Source organism: Leuconostoc falkenbergense, from assembly GCF_045801155.1.
Lineage (GTDB): Bacteria > Bacillota > Bacilli > Lactobacillales > Lactobacillaceae > Leuconostoc > Leuconostoc falkenbergense.
The window spans coordinates 745,622-767,014 of the sequence record NZ_CP174386.1 but is presented as its reverse complement, the minus strand read 5'-3'; the positions used below and the strand labels follow the sequence as shown (position 1 = coordinate 767,014).

General features: G+C 39.7%; 21 protein-coding genes and 1 riboswitch. Of the genes, 1 reads left to right on the top strand and 20 read right to left on the bottom strand.

The window, feature by feature from the left end; genetic code table 11:
- Positions 1-20 precede the first annotated feature (20 nt).
- Positions 21-1,004, top strand: coding sequence for a DMT family transporter (locus ACI3ES_RS03785; RefSeq protein ID WP_036067618.1), 984 nt, complete (start codon positions 21-23; stop codon positions 1,002-1,004).
- 4 nt (positions 1,005-1,008) lie between these two features.
- Here ACI3ES_RS03785 and ACI3ES_RS03780 read toward each other — a convergent pair whose 3' ends face one another.
- The 20 genes from ACI3ES_RS03780 to rbsK all read right to left on the bottom strand — a co-directional run bounded on the left by ACI3ES_RS03780 (position 1,009) and on the right by rbsK (position 21,272).
- Positions 1,009-1,683, bottom strand: coding sequence for a 5'-methylthioadenosine/adenosylhomocysteine nucleosidase (locus ACI3ES_RS03780; protein WP_036067615.1), 675 nt, complete (start codon positions 1,681-1,683; stop codon positions 1,009-1,011).
- A 19-nt stretch (positions 1,684-1,702) separates the two neighbouring features.
- Positions 1,703-1,996, bottom strand: coding sequence for a membrane protein (locus tag ACI3ES_RS03775; RefSeq protein ID WP_004916002.1), 294 nt, complete (start codon positions 1,994-1,996; stop codon positions 1,703-1,705).
- Positions 1,997-1,999: 3 nt separating this feature from the next.
- Positions 2,000-2,551: an NUDIX hydrolase gene (locus ACI3ES_RS03770; RefSeq protein ID WP_114666584.1), complete on the bottom strand. Its 552-nt coding sequence runs from the start codon at positions 2,549-2,551 to the stop codon at positions 2,000-2,002.
- Positions 2,551-2,775, bottom strand: a complete 225-nt coding sequence (locus ACI3ES_RS03765; RefSeq protein ID WP_114666583.1) for a cold-shock protein — start codon at positions 2,773-2,775, stop codon at positions 2,551-2,553. Before ACI3ES_RS03765 ends, ACI3ES_RS03770 begins: the two co-directional genes overlap by 1 nt.
- Before the next feature lie 61 nt (positions 2,776-2,836).
- Entirely contained in the window at positions 2,837-4,285 is a 1,449-nt protein-coding gene (locus tag ACI3ES_RS03760) for an NCS2 family permease (protein WP_114666582.1), read from the bottom strand.
- A 55-nt stretch (positions 4,286-4,340) separates the two neighbouring features.
- Positions 4,341-4,437: riboswitch (purine riboswitch) on the bottom strand.
- A gap of 36 nt (positions 4,438-4,473) precedes the next feature.
- The gene (locus ACI3ES_RS03755; RefSeq protein WP_142511249.1) at positions 4,474-5,838 is read right to left on the bottom strand and encodes an ATP-binding cassette domain-containing protein; all 1,365 of its coding nucleotides are present in this window, start codon (positions 5,836-5,838) and stop codon (positions 4,474-4,476) included.
- 189 nt (positions 5,839-6,027) lie between these two features.
- On the bottom strand, positions 6,028-7,692 hold the full coding sequence (locus ACI3ES_RS03750; protein ID WP_142511250.1) for a formate--tetrahydrofolate ligase: 1,665 nt from the start codon (positions 7,690-7,692) through the stop codon (positions 6,028-6,030).
- A gap of 229 nt (positions 7,693-7,921) precedes the next feature.
- On the bottom strand, positions 7,922-8,062 hold the full coding sequence (locus ACI3ES_RS03745) for a hypothetical protein (protein WP_181809825.1): 141 nt from the start codon (positions 8,060-8,062) through the stop codon (positions 7,922-7,924).
- Positions 8,063-8,337: 275 nt separating this feature from the next.
- Positions 8,338-9,576, bottom strand: a complete 1,239-nt coding sequence (gene purD / locus ACI3ES_RS03740) for a phosphoribosylamine--glycine ligase (RefSeq protein ID WP_114666700.1) — start codon at positions 9,574-9,576, stop codon at positions 8,338-8,340.
- Between the two features lie 174 nt (positions 9,577-9,750).
- On the bottom strand, positions 9,751-10,509 hold the full coding sequence (locus ACI3ES_RS03735) for a glucose 1-dehydrogenase (RefSeq protein ID WP_004916020.1): 759 nt from the start codon (positions 10,507-10,509) through the stop codon (positions 9,751-9,753).
- A 127-nt stretch (positions 10,510-10,636) separates the two neighbouring features.
- On the bottom strand, positions 10,637-11,629 hold the full coding sequence (locus ACI3ES_RS03730; protein WP_114666579.1) for an aldo/keto reductase: 993 nt from the start codon (positions 11,627-11,629) through the stop codon (positions 10,637-10,639).
- A complete protein-coding gene (locus ACI3ES_RS03725; protein ID WP_114666578.1) occupies positions 11,629-12,519 on the bottom strand; it encodes an SGNH/GDSL hydrolase family protein in 891 nt (296 codons plus the stop codon). The genes ACI3ES_RS03730 and ACI3ES_RS03725 overlap by 1 nt, the downstream gene beginning before the upstream one ends.
- Positions 12,516-13,487, bottom strand: a complete 972-nt coding sequence (locus tag ACI3ES_RS03720) for a ribose-phosphate pyrophosphokinase (protein WP_114666577.1) — start codon at positions 13,485-13,487, stop codon at positions 12,516-12,518. Before ACI3ES_RS03720 ends, ACI3ES_RS03725 begins: the two co-directional genes overlap by 4 nt.
- Before the next feature lie 51 nt (positions 13,488-13,538).
- On the bottom strand, positions 13,539-15,944 hold the full coding sequence (locus tag ACI3ES_RS03715) for an ATP-dependent RecD-like DNA helicase (RefSeq protein ID WP_407632023.1): 2,406 nt from the start codon (positions 15,942-15,944) through the stop codon (positions 13,539-13,541).
- Positions 15,944-16,597 (bottom strand): histidine phosphatase family protein, encoded by a 654-nt coding sequence (locus tag ACI3ES_RS03710; protein ID WP_080519022.1) that lies wholly within the window; start codon positions 16,595-16,597, stop codon positions 15,944-15,946. The genes ACI3ES_RS03715 and ACI3ES_RS03710 overlap by 1 nt, the downstream gene beginning before the upstream one ends.
- 44 nt (positions 16,598-16,641) lie before the next feature.
- Positions 16,642-16,983, bottom strand: coding sequence for a DUF1831 domain-containing protein (locus ACI3ES_RS03705; RefSeq protein ID WP_004916034.1), 342 nt, complete (start codon positions 16,981-16,983; stop codon positions 16,642-16,644).
- A 72-nt stretch (positions 16,984-17,055) separates the two neighbouring features.
- Positions 17,056-18,171 carry a BMP family protein gene (locus ACI3ES_RS03700; protein WP_004916036.1) on the bottom strand — a complete coding sequence of 372 codons (1,116 nt, stop codon included), beginning with the start codon at positions 18,169-18,171 and terminating at the stop codon, positions 17,056-17,058.
- A 210-nt stretch (positions 18,172-18,381) separates the two neighbouring features.
- Positions 18,382-18,879, bottom strand: a complete 498-nt coding sequence (locus ACI3ES_RS03695) for a hypothetical protein (protein ID WP_114666573.1) — start codon at positions 18,877-18,879, stop codon at positions 18,382-18,384.
- Between the two features lie 63 nt (positions 18,880-18,942).
- Positions 18,943-20,361 (bottom strand): RsmF rRNA methyltransferase first C-terminal domain-containing protein, encoded by a 1,419-nt coding sequence (locus ACI3ES_RS03690; protein ID WP_114666572.1) that lies wholly within the window; start codon positions 20,359-20,361, stop codon positions 18,943-18,945.
- Entirely contained in the window at positions 20,358-21,272 is a 915-nt protein-coding gene (gene rbsK / locus ACI3ES_RS03685; RefSeq protein ID WP_114666699.1) for a ribokinase, read from the bottom strand. Before rbsK ends, ACI3ES_RS03690 begins: the two co-directional genes overlap by 4 nt.
- Positions 21,273-21,393: the final 121 nt, after the last annotated feature.

Sequence of the window (21,393 nt, the reverse complement as noted above, 5' to 3'; positions counted from 1 at the left end):
AAAACAATGGGGTAATCATCTTGAAAAAAGCTTATATCTACGTTCTCATTTCAACATTTCTCTTCAGTTCGATGGAAATTTCATTAAAATTAGCCGGTAGTCAATTCAATGGCGTGCAATTAAATTTCCTGCGCTTTTTAATTGGTGGCTTGGCTTTAGTCCCTTTAGCTGTTCATAACATGAAACAGCGTCACGTCACCTTTCAAAAACAAGATATTGGTACTTTTCTTTTAACTGGTTTTATAGGTGTTGTTATCAGTATGACATTCTTTCAAATTGCAGTTGAAGTCGATGCTGCTTCAACGGTGGCGGTCCTATTCAGTTCGAATCCCATTTTTGCCCTCATTTTTGGTTATATCATTCTTCATGAGACGCTGACACGTTCTAATTTGATTGCCGTCATTGTATCAGTTATTGGGTTACTCGTTATTGTCAATCCAGCCCACTTAACGAATCCACTTGGCATTTCACTTGCGCTGATTGCGGCACTAACTTTTGGATTATTCGCGATTATGCAGCGACAAGTTGGCATGAAGCGTGGCTATGACGGCTTAACAATGAACACATTTTCGTTTATTGCTGGTGCCTTGGAGCTGATGGTGATTATGATTTTATCTCATATTCAGAGTGTGGCTAATTTGTTTACACATAATCCTGTCATGCACGATTTTTCGAATATTCCTTTCTTTCAAGGCATTACTATCCACAATATCATTTTATTGGCATACATATTCTTGGGTGTTACAGCAGCCGGTTATGTACTCTATTCACTAGCAATGGAGGCTTCAGATGTCTCAACTGCCTCGCTTGTCTTTTTTATTAAACCGGCCCTTGCACCAATCTTGGCACTGATTATTCTCCACGAAAGCATCAAACTTAATACAATAATCGGCGTTGTCATTATCGTGATAGGTTCAACCATCATGTTTATTGGTAATCGTTATAGTAGTAAAGCTGACACCGTGCCCTATCAACAAGAAACCGAAACACAAAAAAAAGCCTAATGGCTTATTTTTTTTGATCCAAATACCGTAACAATAGCTTAGCTGAAGCTCTCCCTGCTTCAACAACATAGTCATCAAACACAACGCCCGAATCACCATTCGCTAAGTCGGAAACACCGCGTAATACAATAAACGGCGTCCCAAATTGGGTGGCAACTTGCGCTACTGCTGCGGCTTCCATTTCAGCAACTAGAGCGTCTGGAAAATGAGCTAAAATACGTTTCTTGGCATCGTCTTGTACAAATTGATCGCCGGAAACAATGAGTCCTTCTTTAACGGCAGCCAATTTTTCAAAATCAGCGACAACTTCAGGATCGGCCAAATAATACAAAGGTTTGTTAGGTACCTGCCCAAATGCATAGCCAAATACAGTAACGTCAACGTCAGAATGGGCAACTCGAGTACCGACAACCTCATCACCAATTTTCAAGTCAGGGTCAAGGGCGCCAGCCGAACCAGTATTTACAATTAAATCTGGTTCAAAATTGTCAATCATTACTGTCGCCGCTGATGCTGCTGCAACTTTTCCAATACCGGATTCTGTTAAAATCACTTCATGACCCTTATAAGTGCCTGTGGTAATTGAAGTACCACCATGCTGCTTTGTCTTTGTGTTATCTAGTGCAGCAATCAATGACAACTTTTCTTCCGCCATTGGTGTAATAATACCGATTTTCATAATAATTTACGCTCCAAGTCTAATTTACTAAAAAGAAATACGCATATGTCGCAATAATTAATACTGCCAAAAAAATAATGGCCAAATTGTAGCGATGAGTTAATCGTTTAGATTTACCGATTGGTGTCAGTTTCCCGTCTGAACCCAACTCATAGCGACCTTTGCGGGTTAACCGCATCTCTTGACGTGTTTCTGGTGTGACAACTTCTACTTTCATTGGATGCGCTTTAGCATATTCTTTTTCTGCTTTCACCCGTTGTTTATCACGTTGCTTTTGTGCCTTTTTCGCAGCTTTTCTTGTTTCGTTATCCATTCATTAACCTCTAAGATAGGCCCAATACAAAAACGCCGTTACTGTCTTTTGATCGTTTAATTTTCCAGCCTCAAACATCTCTTTTAAGTCATCAAACGAAATTGTTATTAAATCCATTGTTTCCCCTAAATCACGAGGCAATTGATCTGATTTTGCTATTGGTTGCAAATCTTTAGCAACATAGAGATGCATATAAGCATCAGAGAAACCGACCGTTTCTACAAACCCGAAGGCCTTTTCAATCGTTCCAGCAGACATTCGTAACTCTTCGTTTAATTCACGAACGACCGCATGATGTGGGGCATCAAAATCTCTTTCATCCAACTTGCCTGCCGGAATTTCAAGAATAAAATCACCAATTGTGGCACGCCATTGCTTTTCCAAAATAATATGATCATCATCCACCATCGCTAAAACTGAAATGGCTGGCACGTGTCTCACAATATCACGCTGTGATGTCTGATTATTGTAGAGCTGTACACTTTGTGTCTCAACACTAAAAATAGGTCCTTCATAGACAGTTTTAGTGTCAGTCACGATCTCTTTTTCAGCCATTAAATTTCTCCAGCTTTTGTCTTAATAGGTTGCACACGGGCAGCTTGATAGTTTTGATGACCTTGCACCAAGACATACTCGACCCTTTCACCTTGAATTAATGACTTAAAGCCATCCATTTCAATGCCATTAAAGTGGACAAAAATATCATCCCCACCATCATCAGGTGTGATATAACCGTAGCCACGTTCTTTTTGCCAAATTTTTACTTTTCCTGTTTTCATATCTTTATTGTATCAAAAAAGTTGCCCCCACGGACAACTTTCATAGTTTTCAACTATTTTTTTAAATAAATGCTAGGACAACAAAATTTATCAAGAAAAAGAGCGACACGATAATTAATACCGGTGAAATTTCTTTGAATTTACCTAATGTTAATTTCACTATAATGAAAAATAAGAAACCAGCGGCAATACCGTACGAAATGGAATAAGAAAATGCCATAAACACTGACGTGAAGAAAGCTGGCAATGCCACTTCTAGGTTTTCCCAAGAGATTTTAGTAAATTCTCCCATCATCATGATACCTACCAGAATCAGTAATGGTGATGTTGCCGCAGTTGGTATAACGCCAACAAATGGGGCAAAAATAATCATCAAAGCAAAGCCAGCTGCTGTGACAATGTTTGCCAAACCAGTACGGGCACCAGCAGCAACACCAGCTGCCGATTCAATAAACGTTGTCGTGTTACTAGTACCCGCGATACCAGCAAATGCTGTTGTAAAGGTGTCAACAACCAACGCGCGATCCATTTTAGAATTAAACCCTTTATCTTCTTCGAATGCCTTTGTATCTGCTTTTGAGAAAATACCAGTTTGGTCACCAATACCAATCAAAGTGCCAATCGCATCAAAGAGACCGGTAAGTCCCATTGCAAAAATCGTAATAATTGCTAATGAAGCATGGTGCCAATCAGTGAACAATGATCCTAAACCATTTGCACCTAATGCTTGCCCAAAAACATGTCCCAAGGCGCCAAATGCTGATCCAACCGATGTACCGGCTGAAATATGAGTATTAGTAACGCCCATTGGAATACCGATGACCGTTGTCGCAATTAATGTGATCAAAAATGCACCAGGCACTTTACGCATTACTAATATTACTAATAGAACAAACCCAATTAGTGCCAATAGTACAGACGCAGAATTGAACTTTGACAGTTCAGGTGTCACGCCACCACTCGCTAAAATAGAATTAATCGTACCTGTGGCCTTGCCAGTAAATGGTTTGTCATTTAGCGTCAAAATATTGCCTGGATCAACGATAAAGTTGATAAAACCAGCGTTTTTTAATCCAATATAAGTGACAAACATACCAATACCACCACCTATGGCAGCCTTCAATTCGCTAGGAATGCCTTTCACAATAGCGCGTCGACCATGTGTTAAAGTAATGATGATATCAACCACACCGACCAAGAACACGATTGCTAAGGCTTGCTGCCAATTAAAGCCAAAGCCAAACACAATCGTATAGGTAAAGTACGCTTGCATGCCGATACCTGGTGCTAAAGCAAAGGGTACGTTAGCAAACAATCCCATAAACAGGGTGCCAAATACCGCCACTAAAATCGCAGCCAAGAAAACAGCTTGCTGTGGGATACCTGCTTGACCAAGAATCTGTGGATTCAAGAAAAAGATGTAAGCCATGGAAACAAAGGTCGTGATACCTGCGACAATCTCCCGTCGTACACTGGTACCATTTTCCTTAAGATGAAAAAAATTTTGCATATGTGTATCTCCCTGTGACATAGAAAAATCCACCCATCACAAACGATGAATGGATTAGCACCACACAATTTATGATAGTCCAACATGTTGGTGTTGGGTAGAAACTGTCGGCCAATATCCGACACTATATCAACAATTTATTTTAATATATTCTAGTTTAGCACCGTCACGACGCAGTTGCAAGAATTTCAAACAGGCAGTAAATGCTGAAATTGAATCCTCATTTTTTTCGTAGCAACCGCGTCAATAAAGTCCTTATAATGAGATACAATCAAAACAGCGCCAGCATAATGCGTTAAAAAATTTGTCAGCGCATCTAAGGCGAGTAAATCTAAATAATTAGTGGGTTCATCTAAAATAAGTAACTGCGTATCGGTAAATAAAACTTGTAGCAGTAACACTTTTACTTTTTCACCGCCACTTAGTGAACTAACTTTTTGAAAAGCCATATCTCTTTTAATGCCAAAAGCACCAAGAAAATCTCTGGCTAATTGTGGCAGTTGAGAAGATTTCAATAATACGTTTTCTAGGACTGTCTTTTCTTCGTCCAAACCAGACAAATTTTGTGAAAAATAGCCAACCGGCTTATCATAATTTTTGATGATTTGCTTAATCAAGGTGGTTTTACCACTGCCATTATCACCTAAAACAGCCAGTCGCTCCCCTGTTTCCAGATTAAAATTCACGTCTTGTAACAGTAAATGATTGCCGGCTTTAACTGTTTCCCCTGTTATTTTTAAAATAGTCCGTGTTTTATAGTTTTGACCTGCAACCGTTTGAAGTTTTAAAGGCTTTGTGACAAGCGGTTTATCAACTTTTTCTAGTTCTGAAAAGCGGCGCGCCATCGTTTTGGCATTTTGACCTAATTTTTTCTGAGCTTTTAATGCTTTACTTTTCCCGCTGCCCAAACGTGCATCAGATGGACTAATATTCTTTGGTAGTTTTGTTGCTCGCCCTTCTCTCACCTTCACTTTCGTCATTGACCGTTGCAGTTGCTTTTTCTTATTGACTGCATCATGATACAGATGATTCTGAGTTTCGTTGGCAAGATTACGTTGCGCTAGATAGCCGTGATAATTGCCATTATAAGCAGTAACTTGTTGTTCATGCAGCGCCCATATTTTTTGGATGATATGATTAAGAAAATAACTGTCGTGTGAAATCACAATCAATGTACCATAAAAATGTGACAGCCGTTTGATTAACCAATTCTGATGTGTCATATCTAAATTAGCAGTTGGTTCATCTAACACCAAAATATCAGGTTGATTGTTCAGTGACTCATTGATACGTTGCATCATTTTTTCACCACCACTACGATCACTATCGTCGACGACCAATTGCGGCACATAAATAACACGGCCATTTATAGAAATCTCACCACTGTCAGGTGATAAATCACCAATCATTAAGTGCGCCAATGTCGTTTTGCCAACACCGTTAGCGCCAATAATGCCAATACGCTCACCAATTTTTATTTGCTGAGTAACTTGTGTTAAAATGTCGCGTCCGTCAATACTGTAATTGACTTTATTTAATGTGATTGCATGCATAAAAAAACCTCCTCTGATTTTTCACAGAATTGGTTTCGTAAACATCGCAAAAATAACGACTTATTGTCGATTTTGGCGCACTTATCCTACTCTTTCCAATTCCGTTTGTGAAATTTGAATGAATAGTTTAGTTACGCACTGGATCGACCTCTTTTCAATATTTAAAATGATTATATCATGCTGTACGAATTAGAACAAGCCAGTAATTTGACCCTTTTCGTCAATATCAATGTCTAATGCTGCAGGATGTTTTGGCAAACCGGGCATTGTCATAATATTACCAGTCAATGCAACTAAGAAACCAGCGCCCAACTTAGGGACAAATTCACGAATATGAATAGCAAAGTCTTTTGGTGCTCCTAACTTTTTAGCATCATCAGACAGAGAATATTGCGTTTTAGCCATAATAATTGGTAGCTTATCCCAGCCACGAGCTTCAAATTCTTTTAGTTGCTTTAGAGCTTTGCCAGATAATACAATAGTTTTGCCACCATAAATCGTTTGCACAATGGCATTAAGTTTATCAGTTGCAGCATCGTTAGCTTGATAAAGTGGTGTAAAATCAGATTCTTGTGCTACTTTTTCAATAACGGCTTGTGCCAAGTCTGTTGCACCTTCGCCACCCTTGGCCCAAACCTCTGTCGTGTAAGCGGTCGCGCCAAATTGTGCAACGTAGTCTTTTATGACTGCTAGTTCTTGAGCTGTATCCGCGGTGAAACGATTAATTGCAACGACAACCGGTACACCATAACGATTCATCGCCGTTAAATGCTGTCCTAAGTTTTCTAATCCAGCAGACAAAGCCTCAATATTTTCATTGTTTAAGTCGCCCAGTGCCACACCACCATGATGTTTCAGTGCGCGAATGGTCGCTACAATAACAATTGCATCCGGTGTTTTTCCTAGCAATGGGACTTTAACATCGAGGAATTTTTCACCACCCAAATCAGCTCCGAATCCGGCCTCTGTAACCACGTAATCAGCCAATTGTAGTGCTGTTTTTGTTGCCAAAATTGAGTTTGTCCCTTGCGCAATGTTTGCAAATGGACCACCATGAATGATTGCCGGTGTATGAGCCAGTGTTTGTACCAAATTAGGTTTAATTGCATCTTTTAGCAATACTGTTAAGGCACCGGCTACACCTAAATCAGCAACAGTAACTGGTTCTTTGTCGTAAGTATAGCCAACGACAATACGATTAATGCGAGCCTTTAGGTCCATTAGATCAGTTGATAGCGTCAAAATAGCCATTAATTCAGATGCAACAGTAATATCAAAACCATCTTCACGAGGCACACCAGAAGTCGGCCCCCCTAAACCAATAGTCACATGACGTAAAGCGCGATCATTAATATCCACAACACGCTTCCATAAAATGCGACGCGGATCAATGTTGAGTGGATTACCCTGATGTAAACTGTTATCTATCACTGCCGACAAAGTATCATGTGCCGAAGTAAGCGCATGGAAATCACCAGTAAAGTGCAAATTAATATCCGCCATTGGCACAACCTGCGCATAACCGCCACCCGTTGCACCACCTTTTAATCCCATAACTGGGCCTAATGATGGTTCACGAAGCGCAATCATCGTATTTTTACCAGCTAATTTAAGCGCATCAGCCAAACCAACTGTCACGGTTGATTTACCTTCTCCAGCAGGTGTTGGATTTATTGAAGTAACCAAAATGAGTTTCCCCAAATCGGTTGGACGTTTAACCTCAGGATCTAACTTAATTTTAGCTTTATCATAACCGTATGGTTCGATTTCTTGGGGCTGTAACCCCGCGCTGGCAGCAATTTCAGAGATAGGTGTAATTTTAGCAGCTTGTGCAATTTCAATATCTGTTGGCATGAATTTATCCTCTTTGAACGTGGTACACATCTAAAATATAATGTGATCGCTGGTTAGTATTTCCGTTAAATTCATTATAAACTAAAGTCCACCTCTACGACAATTATTATAACAAATCAGTCAGTTGATGCGCTGAAGTCAACTTTAAAGCGAATTTCTAAAGAAAAACCGAAAAATCAGCCTGCAAACATTTGTCACATCAACTTATTTTTCAGTTACATTTTTAATACTATTTGTCAATTTCTTTCTTACTGTCTTTCCGAAAATCCTTGGCAGCTTCTTCCACAGCATCTTCTACACTATTAACTGCCTTTTTAACAACATTAGCGGATGACTTACCAGCATTGCTTATCAACTTATTTTTTGTCATCGTCATTTGCCTCCTTGCATTGTAACGTTAACACTAATTTCCGTTTTGACAACCTCAGTGTATACCATCAAATATGTGAAAGCAACTAAAAAGCCCAACAAACGAAGACTATATCAGGATAAACATATGTCGTTTGTTGGGCTAGCAATACAGGGAGTATCACAACATTAGTGTAAACTATTATAGTTATAATGTCGGATTTTTTGTCAGGTTTCTTACCATCATCAAAAGGGTATATTTGATGAGTCTGCTTTTGAAAGCGTTGTCGGCTTGGATTATTCAACAGCTTGATAGCCAATATCATGTCGAAATACAAGTGCCATGTCAATCTTATCAAGCGCATCATACAATTGCTTTTGAGCCACAGCAGCAGTTTTTTGATGGTGAACAACCGTTAAAACACGACCTCCCTTGGTCACCAACTGACCATTTTGCAATGACACACCAGCATAATTAACCGGATAAGGTATTTCTGGAACTGTTAAGCCATTTTGTGGTGCTTCAGGATAGCCGGGGGATGCTAGCACCACACCAAGATAGATATCTTCTTCCTGCCATTTTGGAGTAGGTTGATTGCCTTGTAATAATTGCATAATTAGGTCATAAAAATCACCTGTATACTGTGGTAACACAACCTGTGCCTCTGGATCACCAAAGCGGACATTAAATTCAATTACTTTTGGTCCTTGTGCTGTTAACATCACGCCAGTATATAGTACACCTGAAAATGGTATTTTTTCAGACGACATGGCTTTAATAGTAGGCTCAACTAACATATTGATCGTTTGACGTCGAATGTCATCTGAAATCCAAGTCACTGGACTATATGCTCCCATGCCACCAGTATTTGGTCCTTTATCACCATCAAAACGGCGTTTATGATCCTGCGCCAACGGGGCGTGGGTCATTTGACCATTACGACCAACTAGCGTGAAAACCGAAAATTCAACACCGTCCAAATATTCTTCAATAACCAGTTTCGCATTAACTCGTTGTTGATAAAGATTATCTAAATAAGTTTCCCCATCGTTTCTATTATTGATAATCGTGACACCTTTTCCCAGTGCCAAACCATCCAACTTGAACACGACAGGAAAATCAAATAACTCTAAGCTGGCTTGAGCCGCCGAACGTGATGTGACAGTTTGTGAGTTTGCTGTGGGGATGTGATACTTCTTCAAAATATTTTTTGTGAACGACTTGGACCCTTCAAGTTGCGCCGCCTGTTTTGATGGTCCAAATATTGTCAAGCCGGACGCCTCAAAAACATCGACAATTCCTAACGTCAATGGTTCTTCACTACCAACAAATGTCAAATCGATTTTTTTGTCACGCGCAAAATCGCGCAATGTTGTTAATTCAGTGACAACAATATCTTGACAAATAATGCCACTTCTCAGCATGCCATCATTGCCTGGTGCAACAATCACCTCATCTACTTGGGGGCTTCGCAAAAAAGTCTGCGCAAGTGCGTGCTCACGCGCACCAGAACCAACAATTAGTACTTTTGACATAATTACCATCCATAATTTTTATTTCCTACCTACATATTTTAACAATAAATGTGTTTGATTTGTACGGTTAATACAATTATTTAAGTAAAATTTTTTGTTTTTATTTGGCAAACCAAGTCAAAATACGAACATTAAAAAAACGCCATCGTTAAGATGCCGTCAAAAGTTTTCTTATTATTGTGCCAAATAGCCACCGTCTACAACAAATTCTGATCCTGTCGCAAACTTTGACTCTTCACTAGCCAAATAAACAGCCATATAGGCAATATCATTTGGCTCACCAATGTGGCCCATTGGTGTCTGTGTACGTTGTGATTGTGCTTCTTCAGCACCAGGAATATTTTCTACCAGTGGCGTCTTGATATAACCTGGGTGAATTGTGTTAACACGCAAATTATAATCATTTAGTGCAGCGTGTAATGCAGCTGACTTGCTCAAGATTCGTACACCACCCTTTGAGTGATTGTAAGCAGCCAAGTTAGGGTCACCAACAAATCCTTCAATTGATGACATGTTGATAATTGAAGCACCGCCAGGTTGATTCTTCATATATTGAATGCCGTACTTAGTACCCAAAAATACACCATCAGAATTAATTGATTGCAAGAATTTCCAGTCTTCAAAAGTTGTTTCTTCAATGTTCTTCGCAATTGCGATACCTGCATTGTTTACCACAGTATCAACATGTCCAAACCACTTAATTGTGTTTTCAAACAGATCAATCCAGCCTTGCTCATCTGAAGCATCGTGCTGTACAAATCGTGCCACTGATTCATCACCAATTGACTTTACAGCTTCCTCACCAACGTTGGCACGACGTCCTGTGATAACAACTTTTGCACCTTCTTCAACGAACTTCTGAGCAATAGCCAATCCAATACCAAGCGTACCACCTGTAACAATTGCAACTTTGTTCTTTAAACGATCTACCATGAAAATTCCCCTTTTTTCTTTTATATTGTTTATTATATCACAATAATTGTTAAAAAATTCACTATCTTTGTAAGCGTTCACATTTATTTCAATTTTTGATCATTAAAAAAGCCAACTTTCGTTGGCTTTACTTTGACAAGATTGATTCAATTGTTGTTAATTCATCGTCAGAAAACGTCAAATTATCTGAAAACTTTAAATTATCAATCAAATGTGTGACATTGCTTGCCCCAATTACAACACTTGCAACGCGGCGATCTTTTAGCAACCAAGCTAAAGCCATTTGTGAAAGCGACTGTTCTCTTTGTTGGGCAATCTTATTCAAAGCATTTAATTTGTCAATTAAAGCTACTTTACCTTTTTCAAATAATACGGCATTTGTACGGTGAATTGGATAATCATCTGGTATATCATTGAGATATTTTGATGTTAATAAGCCTTCAGCTAATGGTCCATAGGCAACGAGACCAGCATGATTTTGATCCAAAACTTCTAATAAACCGTCGTTTTCTGCGGTGCGATTAAGCATGTTGTATGAAACTTGGTTGCCAATAAATGGCGTTCCTAGCGTCTCAAAAATTTTCGCAATTGCAGCTGTTTGTTCAGCATTGTAATTTGAAACACCCACGTACAATGCTTTGCCTTGCTTAACAATCAGATCTAACGCACGCGCTGTTTCCTCAAGACGTGTGTTTGGATCCCAACGATGGGCGTAAAATATATCAACGTAATCCAATCCCATTCGCTGCAAACTGAGGTCTAACGCTGCCACCAACGTTTTTTTACCAGAAAATTCACCCAACGGACCAGGCCACATATGATAGCCGGCTTTAGTCGTAATCACCAATTCATCACGATATGGCTTTAAGTCTTGTCGAAATACCTGTCCAAATGTTTCCTCAGCTGTACCATTACTTGGGCCATAGTTAGAAGCATTATCAAAGCTAAAAATACCGCTATCAAAAGCCTTTAAAATAACTTTTTTTGAGTTTTCTAAGGGCATTTGATCACCCAAGTTTCGCCATAAACCAAAAGAAACTGCTGGCAAAATTAACCCTGAATCACTCACCCGACGATAAGGTAACTTTTCATAACGTTGCTCATCTGCTGCATATACCATTATTTCAATTCCTCCAAAATTAATTTTGCAATACGTTCATGATCGACGACAGTTGGATGAACACGATCAGTGGCAATTTGCCAGTTGTTTGTATTGATAAAAGTCAACGCTTCAAATCGTGACATCTCATTTCGAAAAACAGTTTCAAATGCGCCATTAAACGGTAGTAATATAAAAATTTTTGCATCGTGGAAACGTTTGATAATCTCTAGTAAATAGACACGTAAGCCAAACGCAAAGTCCTGAGGACTGGCCCCATAGTTCAAATCATTGGTACCATAATTAACGACTACTATATCGGTTGAAACCAATGGCCGTGGCACATTGAGCGCAACATGCCATAATGATTCAATTGCAGTTGGTACTTGAAACGGTGCAAAAGGTGTTAGCCCTGAGCCACCATAAGCAATGCGTGCCAATGGTTTTTGGAGTGCTTTAGAAACCAACACCGGATAACTCAATTCAGGATGATCACCATCTGATGCCATCTCCTCACCTACCGTAATCGAATCACCGACAAAGGTAAGAAATGGTTGCGACTGCGTAATGGGAGAAACCAAACCATCATCAATCGACATTGACAATAGTTTTAACGGAGATGTCCAAAATAAGGCTTGATCTTTTTGCCAAGTTCGTAATATCAGAGAATGGCGACCATCTTGAATGGATATTGTAGCGCGACCAGTTAAATCAATAACAATATCTCGCCAATCATTATCATTAGAGGAATATGCTAACGTAATAACACTATATGGGTTGTCAAAAACAATTTGTAATTTTTTGACACCATCAGTTATAAAACTTAACGAAGCACCCAGCTGTGTTGTAACATAGTAAGCTTCCTGTTGCGCCCACTCGGGAGATAACAGTGGTTTTAAATCAATCTTCATAATGTGACGTCCATATTATCTTGACTTTTCAGCACGTCTTGAATACTTTCAAAGGCATCGACACGTTTGAGAGCCTCAGCAAACGGCGCCGCCACAGATAACTTAATCAGCTTGCTAAATTCCTTTTTAGCAGGTACTTCAATTGTATTTGTAACAATGACCTGTTTGATGTGAGACTGATCCAATAATTGGCTCGCTTTGTTAGATAAAACAGCATGCGTCGCAACAGCGTAAATGACATCAACCCCAGCAGCATTGAGTGCCTTACTCGACTGAACCATACTTGCCCCAGTATCAATAATATCATCAACCAAAATAGCACGCTTACCGGCGACATTTCCTGTGATTTGATAGGAGAATTCATTCGTATTCTTGTCTAAACGATGGTCAACGATAGCCCATTCAGCATGCAACAATTTAGCAAATTTACGAGCGCGCGCCACACTTGTGTGTCCCGGCGCAACCACTACCAAATCATCCCCGAGCAAATTATTTTCATAAAAGTAGTGACCAAGTGCTGGCATGGCAATCAAATGATCCACCGGAATGTCAAAGAATCCTTGTACCTGATCTGCGTGCAAATCCATCGTCATAACGCGTTTAACACCTTGAGACTCAAGCATGTCTGCAATCAATCGTGCCGAAATCGGTTCTCGTGAGCGTGCTTTTCTATCTGCACGCGCGTAACCAAAGTATGGAATCACCACATTTATTGAATTAGCAGAGGCTCGTCTGGCAGCGTCAATGAATATCATCAAACGCATAAAGTTTTCATTGACGGGATCTGAAATGCCTTGGATAACATAAACGTCACGGCCACGAACAGTATTTTCAATGCGCTCATAAATTTCATTGTCAGCAAAAGTTTTCACATCTATTGGGGAGAGCGGCTTGCCCAAAATAGTTGATATTTCCTGTGCAAGTTGGTTATTACTACCAAGATTAAACAATTGATAGGCTGGGGTCATGTGATTCTCCATTCATTATTGTTCTGATTTTATTATACTATATGAAAACGATTACATGAAATCATAGGGTGATATATTTGCCATCCCAATCATTGGATCAATACTACCATCAATGATCTGATTAACAGTGAGTTGATTAGCTGACACTGCTGCTTGCGTCAACTGATTTGCCGTTATAGCAACATTTTTTTCGGGTAACGGCATCGTTTTTTCGCCATCAAAATTCAATCGTTGTTGCAAAAATGTTTGACGTGGGGGTACTAAAGTTTCAGCGGCACGTTGAAACGCGGCGTACTCCCCCACCAAAATCAAAGCTTCTTTAGCACGTGTCAAGCCAGTATACAAAAGATTTCGATTTAGCATTAGGCCAAACTGATTGATTAACGCCAAAATGACTAATTTGAACTCATTACCCTGTGCCTTGTGAACCGTGGTGGCATACGCTAGTGTCAGTTGATTTAAGTTCTTTTTGGGATAAGCCAGTTCTTTCCCATCAAAATCAATTATCAGGCGATCTTCATTATCATCATTGCTAGGATCTTTTTTATACTGAACAGCGATAATTTTCCCCATATCGCCATTGTAAACATCACGTTCGCTGTCATTTTCTAACTGCAACACCTTGTCACCTTTGCGAAAAATCAAGGCACCAAACTGAATACTTTTTTGAGTTGGCTTAATGGGATTAAACAAGGCTTGCGCCATTTGATTTAAGGCATTCACCCCTGCAGAACTCTTATACATTGGTGTCAAAATTTGTAAGTCATCTTGCGTGAAACCCTTTTTAACAGCAGAAGTGACTATCTGTTGAATGGCGGTCAACGCTTGATCTGCCCCCACCATAAAAGCCGATCGGTCTGGTTGATGTGTTAAAAAGTCACTTGGAAGTCGACCCTTTTTAACATTAGCTGCCAAATCAGAAATACTACTACCTCTACCCTGCCGATAAATGATGGCGAGTTCCACATGTGCAATTTTTTGAGAATTGACTAAATCAGCGAGCACATTTCCGGGTCCAACAGACGGTAGTTGATCACTATCGCCAACAACAATCAGCTTCATACCGTTTGGTACAACCGCAAGCAGCTTAGCGGTCAACTCAATATCTAACATTGACGCCTCATCAATAATAAGCAAACCACCGGCAATTGGATTATCCGCATTAAATTCTGGTTCATCCAAATCAGAAATTCCCAACAAACGATGAATTGTTGAGGCCTCATGTCCGGTCACCTCAGTCATACGTTTTGCAGCGCGACCGGTTGGCGATGCCATCCGTACTTGGTATTGTTTTAACAGCTTTTGCCCATCTGCAGCGGTACTTGCACGTTGCTGCACTATTTTTTGCCATGTTGCAACAATCGTTCGAATAATCGTTGTCTTGCCAGTTCCTGGTCCGCCCGTCAGCAAAAAAATGGGTGCGTTTAACCCCTCTTTAACAGCTGAAATTTGTGTTTCATCTAAGGTCATATTGCCTGGCGTCACAAAAGCTTGGTCAATGTCTGACATTGTTAATTCAAATGGTGGCATGGCTGTTTGTAAACGCTGAATATCATTCGATACTTGAACTTCCGCTTCAAATAGTGTGTTAGGGTAATAACGACCATCATCATTCACTAAGATATGACTACTAATCAAACGCGCAATCGCTTTTTCAATTTGTTTTTCAAAACTTTGACCCTGCTCATGAATCATTTGAGCAACCGCATAACGTAATTGGTCATGATACAGATAAGTGTGACCGTGCTGAAAACTCACTCGCATAACCGCCGCATAAACAGCTGCTTGTAAACGTTTTTGATCCGAACCTTCAACACCAATTTGGCGACCTATTTCATCAGCTTTTTTGAAATTAATGCCTTCAAATTCGAATACGAGACGATATGGATCTTGCATTAAAATATCTTGTGCCTGATTACCATATTGGTCATATAAGCGGCCTGCTAGGTCAGCCCCAATGCCAAATTGATTACCAATTTGGAACAAACGCTCCAAACCAAGGTTGAGTTGCAGCGTTTTCGCCATTTTTTTCGCGGTTGAATCCTTAATGATACCGTCTAAAACAGTAACATCTGCTAAAATCAAATCCACAGCATTTAGCCCAAGATGATCAACAATTTTTTGTGCAGATTTTGGTCCAATACCTGAAAACTGACCACTAGCAAAATATTTAATTAATCCATTTTCATCAGGTGGTAATTCATTTTCGTATCGTTCCGCCTTGAATTGTTGCCCGTATTTGGGATGGCGCACTGTTTGACCATAAAAAGCATAAACACTACCTTCTTGGACATCACCAAAAGTTCCCGTCACAATGATTTCAGGCGCGTCCCAGTCGTCAAGTGACGTCTCTTCTACTGACACAGATAAAATTTTAAAATAGGAATCCGTTGACGCAAAAATCACAGATTGTAATGTGCCAATAACTTTATCCAATTCTGTCGTTACTAATGCCATTAAATTGTTGTCGAGTCATCTTGCTTTTTATTGAGATAACTCGTATTATTCCAATCTTCAATTTGATAATGTTCACCATCAACAGTTGATAATACAGTTGTCGAGGTATTGCTCAAACCACCACGTTCGCGGATGCTCATTCGTGGTTGCTGTAATAAACCATTCAATCCAAAAGAAAGCGCCATACCATGCGATACAATCAAAATATTGTCGTTTGGATATTGTTGTGCTATATCTTTAATTACTCGCACAAAACGTTTGGTCGCTTTGGTATAACCTTCACCGCCAAATTCCTGACCCTCGAACTGATTCAAATCATGACGATAATTATTGTAGGCCTCTGGATAACGTTCTTGCACATTTGCAACTAATTCACCTTCCCATTCGCCTAAGCCAACTTCGGCCAAATTAGATCTCAGTGATAAGGCTGGTGATGCCTTTAAAAATTGCGCAATTTTTGTAGCAGTAATCCGAGCACGTTTAATCGGCGAAGCATAGATGTGAGCAAATTTGACGTCGCTCAAAAATCCGCCTACTTTTTTCATATCCGCATAACTTGATGGCAGTAACTCTGAATCACCATTGCCACCTTGAAAGCGTCGTTCGAGATTCCATTCCGTTTGACCGTGCCTAACAAAATAAAATTTAGTCATATTGATTGATTTACCTCCAAAAAAATTGATGATAACAATGCGTTCTAATTAACCTTTGTAATAACACCGCGTTGCACCAATTCATCAATAAAAAAATGATACAACTTGACAATTTCTTCAGCATTATTGTTTTTGAAAATATCCACGCGAACCACATCCCCTGCTGAGACCGTGCTCATTTTGAAACCAGTCAAATCTTGATTAACGGATACTTTAAGCTGAATTGAATTAGCTAATGCTTTTTCTGGCTCTAATGCTCGATGCAAAACATGAATTCCTGCATTGTTAGTGACAAATCCTAAATCACCTAGCGTATATTTTTTTAGTTGATCACTCAATTGATAAGTCGCGTCTCCGGCGATTGTTACACTTTTCTCAAATGCCATTATTTTGTAGCTCCTCAGTTAGTCTAACTATCATTATAGCAAAAAAGCACCACTATCGTGGCGCTGATTGACTTAAAACTTTTGATTAAATTCAGATCCCTTTGGATGGTTAGGGACTTTTATCTTACCGTTGATGATTGCCTTTTTAGCTTTATTAACAGCTTTCTTTTCGGCAGAAGTTAATTCCGAATCCGTGAGATAAACACCATGCTCTTTCAAACCATAAGCAATTGTTTTACCACCAGGGAATTTTTTGGTCTTGTTGTAATTATCCGCAACATTTTTGACACCATCGCCTACTGACGTAATTGATGAAGCTAATGTCGATGTCGTCTTTTTACCATCTTTTGAAGTGTAAGCCCCATCAGACTTTTGATCGCGGTCAACACCAATGATGTAGAGACGTTCTTTGGAATCTGCGTTCAACTTAGCATTTTCTGCCTTTGCTTCAGAAAATGCGCCATTTCCAACAAATCCAGCTGCCGCAAAAATAGTACGAATACCAGAAGCATACATCGTCGCTGCAATTGTTTTTCCTTTAGCAGAGTCAGTAAATGAGTTAGCATACTGCTTTTCAACTTTCAAAGATGAATCAGTTGCTTTTACACCAGCTTCAAACCCTGCATCAAAAGCATCAATAATGTTACCGTGAATACCACCAATGAAGCCAACTGTTTTTTCACCGTTGGCGTCGGCTTTTGTTGCAGCAGCAACACCAGCAAGATATGATGATTGTTCAGAACGGAACATGACACTTGCGACGTTTTTACGACTTTTAACAATGTCATCTACCAAAACAAATTTTTGTTTAGGGTTCAATTTAGCAGATTTTGTGATTGATTGGTTCAATGAATAACCGATACCATAAACAATCGTGTACTTCTTACTCTTTGTTGCCAAATTAAAATTTTGATCAAGGTCAGAATGATCAGCTGTATTAAAATAAGTCACAGGGGCATTTTGACCAGACTTCAAATTATTTTTCTTAGCATAAGCTTGTGCGCCTTCCCATGCAGATTGGTTGAATGAATGGTCATCCACACCCCCAACATCCAAAACAAGGCCTAATGTTGCTGCCTTACTAGTATCAGTTGATGATGTTGATTTATGGCTAGTAGCCGCATAAATACCGCCGCCAATCACGGCAACTGCTACGACACCAGCAATAATTTTTGTTGATTGATTCATGGTGATTCTCCTCTATTACGCTCTCACGTTTTTTCATTGGGTACGCTGACGCGTAGCACCGACCCAATTATTTTTGACTAACTAAATATAAGCTGTACTTTTTTCAATTAGTTCCAGCTATTCATTTTACATTAGTGGCAATAAAAAACAAGGCCCATAGTGGTCCTTGCTTTTTTATTTTAACGTTCTTAAGAACACACTTACAGTTACTTACTTTTGCAGAGCTGAACGAATAATTGCCCAAAAATGCCAGTTTAATTCACTTGTTCTAATATCCAAATACTCAGTTTTTGTGTACAAACGACTGCCTTGTCGATAAGGTACTGTTAAAATACTTTGGTTAAAAATGTGTGCCTCAATGATGCGTTGCGCTTTATTTAATCTTCGAAGTAACTGCGAAACCGTTTCATTTTTATTTGATTCAACACCATAGGCGGTTGCTGCGCGTAATGATAATTTAATCAAATTAGGTTTCACTGATGAGCCGACATCTGCGATGTTTCTTGCAAAACTTTCATGACAAAATACAATGTCACTCAAATAGTCTTTTACTGTCCACTGCTCTGTTAAATATTGCTTTTCATCAGTTAAAACAACCTCATCACAATTCAAATCAGTTAACTGAAACAATCGCCTGAATTGCTGTAAAGCATATTGTTCACGTATCAAAGCAGCTGTCAAAACACTATCAGGATTATCAATTATCATGTCAAAAACCGCTTTCTCTGATTTAATTGCTTATTGGCACATTATTTTTAGTGCGTTTCTCACTTATGCACGCACAGCAAAGCGCAACCCTTTTGGCAAAAAGTTTTTGATTTGTCCGGTCACAAATTTACCCCAACCAGCACCATTGCCGTTAACCACCATCAATATCCACCCCTTAGATAATGGCTCATCAGTATTAATAACATCGCCATGAGCATAATCAGCCCAGTCTTGATCCACTAAATTAAATTGCTGCTTAACTTGTGTTGGTGACACAGCTAAAGCCAGAGCATGTGCTGGTTCAAAACGATTTTTTTTGAAGGTACCTATTTCCAATCCCGGGCGCACAATCTTCAACCCATTCAAATCAGGTGTCGCATCAGGCGCAAGGAATAACCGATCACCAAACAGCAAAAATTGACGATTTTCAATGTCAAACTGTTGAAAAGTTGATTCCCAAAAATCAGCAATAACTTTTTGTTGCTCACGATTAAGTTCGGCTGGTTTGAGCGCTTTTATCACATTCTCAGTAGGTTCTACTTCTTTAGCCCTTTTGACCAATTTTGCTACAAAATGCCCTTCACCATTTAAATGATGTGGCCATAAACGCGCTGTTTTTAGGAGCTCAGAACGATTTTGCGTTTGACTAGTTGTTGTCACGCCACTGACAAAATCAGAATCAGCCCACTCTGGACGCCCATCACTAATGCCACTGTTAATCGGCTTATCAATTGGCATCAGCTCAAATTCTGGATAAGTATCAAGTAACCAAGCTATCATCTGCTCATCTTCTTCAGGTGAAAAAGTGCAAGTTGAATAAACTAACTCACCGCCAGGCCGTAACATCTTAACTGTTTCATGTAATATTTCCCGTTGCCGTTGTGCGTTTTCAGCAGGGTAATCTGAATGCCAATAAGCCATTGCTGCCGGGTCTTTTCGAAACATCCCTTCACCTGAACATGGGGCATCTAGTAGAATTTTGTCAAAAAATAATGATAGTCGTGCACTCAATTCCGCCGGTGTCTGTGAACTGACAATTGCATTTTGAACACCGAGTCTCTCGATATTTTCGCTTAATATTTTAGCACGCGACATAAAAATTTCATTAGACCACACCAAGCCTTTTTGCATCATAAAAGCCGCCAAATGAGTTGATTTTCCACCCGGTGCTGCAGCTAAATCTAATACTTTTTCTCCAGGTTTTGGGGCAAGAACCTCACCCACAAATTGAGCAGACGGTTCCTGAGAATAGACAACACCGGTAACATGATCTTTTGAATGACCATCAACTGCGCCGAAGTATCCCCATTGACCATAAGGCACTTTTCCATCATTTGGTGTATCATGCGACACTGGATTTGCTTTCAAAGGGTTAAGTCGATAGCCCTTTTGATGGACAGTCTCAAAACTGTTAAAAAAATCTGTTGCTTCCTGTCCTAACAAACGTGTGTACTTTTTTTTGAAATCTTCAGGTAAGTTCATGAGTATGCTTCAACCTCATCAAATGTTGGAATTGAAGGAATGGCCCCCGGCCTTGTTACAGCGATAGCGCTAGCTATGCTAGCACGTTTTACAGCATCATCTAAATTATTAAAATCAGATGCTATAACACTCGCCAATGTGCCAATGAAAGTATCTCCCGCCGCTGTGGTGTCTTGTGCGACTACCTTTTCAGGTTGTGCCCACCATCTTCTTTGACCATCAGCAACAAAAGATCCTGCGGCGCCAAGCGTGATAATACTTCGCTTTGCGCCTTTTGCTTGCAACGCATCCGTCACACGATTTAAAACACCTTCGTCATTTACAACTTCAATTCCTGTCAACAGTTGTGCCTCTGTCTCATTTGGCAAAATAATGTCTGTAACAGCCATTAATTCGGGCGTTAATTCGTACACTGCTGGAGCCGGATTTAAAACAGTTTGAACATGATGGTTATGTGCTAGCTCAAAGGCTGCCAAAATAACAGCATACGGCACCTCAAACTGCGCAATAATCAAATCGGCATCAATAATTAAATCGCGATCTAAGTCGGCAGTTGTCAGAGCTTGATTAGCACCACCATGAATTAGAATTGTATTGGCGCCATCATCTTGTAACATGATAAAAGCAGAACCAGTCGGTACATCACCATTAGTTTTTAATTGATCGACGTTAACCCCGTTATTGACAAGAGTAGCGCGCATGAATTGACCATTGGCATCATTACCAATTGCACCAATAAAGGACACATCGGCCCCCTGCCTTGCCGCTGCAACGGCTTGATTGGCGCCCTTTCCACCCGGTGCAGTAGTCACATTAGTCAAAGCCATTGTCTCTCCGACTAGTGGCATTCGCGGCATTTTCATAATGCTATCAACATTCAAACTTCCAAGAACAACGATTTTTTTTGTCATAACTTTCATCCATCTCATTAATGTCAAATAAAGTTGATAACACAATTGGTTATCAAACATTATTTTTGCATAAAGTTAATTATATCATTTATTATCACACACTTGGAAAGTCATCAAAAAA